Origin of the sequence: Sphaerisporangium sp. NPDC049002 (assembly GCF_040649355.1) — a bacterium.
Lineage (GTDB): Bacteria > Actinomycetota > Actinomycetes > Streptosporangiales > Streptosporangiaceae > Sphaerisporangium.
In genome coordinates, this window is sequence record NZ_JBEZFH010000359.1 from 1 (window position 1) to 3,894 (window position 3,894).

General features: G+C 70.9%; 5 protein-coding genes. 3 read left to right on the forward strand and 2 right to left on the reverse strand.

Features of this window, described 5'->3' with window-relative positions; genetic code table 11:
* Positions 1–403: IclR family transcriptional regulator C-terminal domain-containing protein (locus AB0B89_RS35280; RefSeq protein ID WP_358561788.1), on the forward strand; the 403-nt coding region annotated here is incomplete at its 5' end.
* Between the two features lie 109 nt (positions 404–512).
* Here the strand turns inward: AB0B89_RS35280 and AB0B89_RS35285 are convergent.
* Complete coding sequence (locus AB0B89_RS35285) at positions 513–1,478, reverse strand: SPFH domain-containing protein (RefSeq protein ID WP_358561791.1); 966 nt, start codon at positions 1,476–1,478, stop codon at positions 513–515.
* Positions 1,479–1,749: 271 nt separating this feature from the next.
* The gene (locus tag AB0B89_RS35290; RefSeq protein ID WP_358561794.1) at positions 1,750–2,268 is read right to left on the reverse strand and encodes a hypothetical protein; all 519 of its coding nucleotides are present in this window, start codon (positions 2,266–2,268) and stop codon (positions 1,750–1,752) included.
* Between the two features lie 94 nt (positions 2,269–2,362).
* Between AB0B89_RS35290 and AB0B89_RS35295 the strand changes: the two genes are divergently transcribed.
* Positions 2,363–3,043: a response regulator transcription factor gene (locus tag AB0B89_RS35295; RefSeq protein WP_358561797.1), complete on the forward strand. Its 681-nt coding sequence runs from the start codon at positions 2,363–2,365 to the stop codon at positions 3,041–3,043.
* A gap of 49 nt (positions 3,044–3,092) precedes the next feature.
* The coding region (locus AB0B89_RS35300) for a HAMP domain-containing protein (RefSeq protein WP_358561800.1) at positions 3,093–3,894 on the forward strand (802 nt) is incomplete at its 3' end.

The window sequence follows — 3,894 nt, forward strand, 5'->3', positions numbered from 1 at the left end:
GGCCTCGCCTCGGCGGCTGCGGATGTTCGCCGAGGTGGGCCGCCGGGTCCTGCCGCACAGCACGGCGGTGGGCAAGGTCCTGCTCGCGGAGCGCGCCGACGCGGCCGCCATCCTGACCCGCACTGGCCTGCCGCGCCGCTCGGAGCACACGATCACCTCGATCGAGGCGATGCTCGCGGAGCTCGACAGGGTGCGGGAGCAGGGCTACGCGATGGACTTCGGCGAGGAGGAGCTGGGGGTCCACTGCCTGGCCGTGCCGGTGCGCGACGGCGCGAGGGTCATCGCGGCCATGTCGATCTCGGGCCCCGTCGACCGCATCGGGGCCCTCGGCCGAGAGGAACTGGCCCAGGGCATGCGCACCATCGCCGCCGCCTTCGGCACGGACGTGGCACCGCCCCGATGATCAGCCCCATCCCTGGTCACCACCATCAGGGCGGCCGGCAGCTCGCCGGTCCACCGAGCTTGCCGAGATCCGGACCTAGAAGCCGACATCACTCCCTGCGAGGCATGGGTCAGGGTGACTGCGGGGTGATGTTGAGGGAGCCGTTCTGCGGCACCGGCACCACCTGCACCCTGCCGTCCTGGATGGCCTTCCAGAGGATGGCTCCCTGCGGTCCGAGCACCTTGACCAGGTCCTTGATGGACTCCATCTCGGTCCTGACCTTGGTGTTGATCTGCTGCTGGGCGAGGTTCTGCTGCTTGGCGGCCTGCTCGGCGGCGAGCGCGTCGATCAGGGTCTGCGGCGGCTCGGGCTTCTGGATCGTGAGCGCGACGTCTCCGCACTCACCCGTGCCCGCGTAGTTGGGCTGGCAGAAGTAGTCGGCGCCGGCGGTCTCCTTGATGAACTGCCGCGCGAGCTGGCCGACCCGCTGCTCCCACTGCTGCTTGGCGTTCGGGTCGTTGAACAGCTTCTTCCACTCGAACTCCTGCGAGGCCGCGTCCATGGCCCGGTCGAGCGGCTGCTTGAAGTAGAAGTTGAGCATGCGGCGCCAGCCGTCGGACTCCCTGGCGTCGAAGTAGGAGCCGTACTTCAGCCCGATCTTCTCGTGGAACTGGCGCAGGGTCTCGCAGGAGGTGTTGAGGGTGAACGTCGCGGAGCCCGCGACCTGCATCTCGACGTTGTCCTTGGAGACGATGCTGATGGCCTTGGACTCGGAGTCATCGGTGCCGGAGAAGTCGAACGTGCGCTGACCGAAGGGATAGGCGTAAGAGGTGTCCCCCGGGCCGAGGAAGGTGGCCCCGCTGGAGGGGTTGATGCACTTCACGAACTTGATCGCCTCGAAGGGGCCGCCCGCGTAGTGCAGCCTCACCTCGTCGGGCGCGGTGCTGACCTTGCTGCATCCCGTGGCGAGGAGCCCGAGGCCCACGATGGCGATGACGGCGAGCAGAACCCCCCTGAGCAGAAGCCGCCTCCCACGCCCCCCACCCGATGCCTGCGAGCCCGATGCCTGCGAGTCGGTGCTCTTCCTTGCGCTCATCTTAGGGCCGCCCTTTACTCGTATTTTACGGTCGGCCGATCCTAGAACACCTCCCCAAGATCATCCGCTGCTCAGGCGGCTCCTGTGGACAACGGAAACAGCGTCCTCACACCGCTCTCGCACGCGGACATGGCCTGCCACTCGATCGGTCTGAATGAACCTGAGCGGTCTCCGGCACGCTGCGTCGGACTGACCACGAAAGCGGTCAGCTGAGTCAGATCGTGGGAACGGGGCGTTCGCCCGAGTATCGGATCGAGTCACCCGAAGGCGCTCAGTCGTTCTTGATCGTGGCTGTGGGGTGGTCGCCCGAGCAGCGGGTCTCGATTTCGGTGCGGGCGTCCTGGCTCTCGAACCTCACGCGCACCTTGTCGCGGGGGCCCCGCTCCGCGTCCTTCACCTCGTACCCCTGTGCCGGGGTCCAGGACCGCAGGGTCACCAGGCCGCCCGCGCACCGCGCCACCACGGTCCCGCCCCTGGCCGAGAACACCTTGGTCTGTCCTCGGGCGGCACTGGCGGACGGTGAGACCGAAGCGGACGCGGAAGGCCTCGCGGCGGCCGATTCGGTCCCCGAGGGCGACGCCGTCCCTGCCCCGGAGCCGTCACCCGTGGCGAGCGGTGACGGCGACGGTGAGGCGTCGAGGGAGCGGCGGATCTCGGCGGGCGAGAGGGCGCGGGAGGCGGAGCCGGTGATCGACTCGCCGAGGAAGGCGGTCACCACGATGCCCGCGCCGGTGGCCACGAGCCCGACGACCAGCCATCCGGTCACGACGAGAAGCAGGCGCCGGTTCATGCCCCTGATCCTCCCTGGCTGTCTCCTAAGACGGGGTTAAGGGCACCATAACGGGCTTATGCCGATCGCCTCGGAGCCGTTAGCGTATCCGCCCATGGCCAACGTCCTGCTCGTCGAGGATGACGCGACGATTCGTACCGCCCTCATGCGAGGGCTGCGTGAGCGGGGCCACGCCGTGTCCTCGGCCCCGACCGCGCTCGACGGCCTGCGGCAGGCCGTCTCCGAGCGCCCCGACCTCGTCGTGCTCGACCTCGGCCTGCCCGACCTGGACGGCACCGAGATGCTGCGGATGCTCAGGGCCGTCAGCCGCGTCCCGGTCATCGTGGCGACCGCCCGGGACGGCGACGCCGAGATGGTCCGCCTGCTGGACGCGGGGGCCGACGACTACGTGGTGAAGCCCTTCAGCGCCGCCCAACTGGACGCCCGCGTGCGCGCCGTGCTGCGCCGCACCGCCGACGGCCGTACGGACGCGTCGGTGACCGTGGGAGGCCTGCGGCTGGACCCGCGCAGCCGCGAGGCCGTCCTCGACGGCGCCCCGCTGGACCTCACGCCACGCGAGTTCGACCTGCTTCACTTCCTGGCCGCCCGCTCCGGCGAGGTCGTCACGAAGCGTGAGCTGCTCACCGAGGTCTGGCAGGTGCCGTACGGCGGAGCGGACAAGACCGTGGACGTCCACCTGTCGTGGCTGCGCCGCAAACTGGGCGAGACCGCGCAGGAACCCCGCTACCTGCAGACCGTGCGCGGCGTCGGGGTCAAGCTGGTCGACCCGACATGAATCGACGGCTCACGGCGGCCCTCACCGCACCGGAACCGGCCGGGCCGGCATGAGGCGGTGGCTCGCGCTGCTCGTGGCGGCCACCACCTCGCTGGTGCTGGTCGCCCTGCTCGTCCCGCTGGGCCTGCTGGTCCGCGCGCTGGCCGAGAGCGGCGCGGTGACGCAGGCGAACTCCGAGGCACAGTCCGTCGCGGCGTCGGTGGGCACCATGGATCCCGATGGCCTGGCGCTGACCGCCGAGCGCACCTCCGCGTCGAGCGGCCACGCGATCAGCGTTTTCCTGCCCGGCGGCCAGGTCGTCGGCTCCCCCGCGTCGCGCTCGCCGGCCGTGGAGCTGGCCGCGCGCGGGCAGAGCCTCACGGCGCGGACCGCCTCCGGCCTGGAGGTGCTCGCCGCCGTGCAGGGCCTTGCCGATGGTACGGCCGTGGTCCGCGTCTTCCTCAGCGAGAAGGACCTCCGCAAGGGGGTCAGGGAAGTGTGGATCGGCATGCTCGTCCTCGGGCTCGCCCTGATCGGCGTCGGCATCCTCGTCGCCGACCGCCTGGCGCTCGCGCTCACCCGGCCCATGACCGGGCTGGCCCGTGTGTCCCACAGGCTCGCCGCCGGGGACCTGGGCGCGCGGGCCACGCCCGGCGGTCCCGTGGAGGTGCGCGACGTGGGGCTCGCGCTCAACCACCTGGCGGGACGGATCAGCGACCTGCTCGCCGAGGAGCGGGAGACGGCCGCCGACATCTCCCACCGCCTCCGTACGCCTCTCACCGGGTTGCGGCTGGAGGCCGAGTCGCTCACCGACCCGGAGGAGGCCGCGCGGCTCGGGAACCGCGTCGACGCGCTGGAACGCGCCGTGAGCT

Coding starts and splice junctions, on each gene's coding strand:
- AB0B89_RS35295 (WP_358561797.1), top strand. CDS start 2,363: ATGGCCAACGTCCTGCTCGTCGAGGATGACGCGACGATTCGTACCGCC.
- AB0B89_RS35285 (WP_358561791.1), bottom strand. CDS start 1,478: ATGAGCGCAAGGAAGAGCACCGACTCGCAGGCATCGGGCTCGCAGGCA.
- AB0B89_RS35290 (WP_358561794.1), bottom strand. CDS start 2,268: ATGAACCGGCGCCTGCTTCTCGTCGTGACCGGATGGCTGGTCGTCGGG.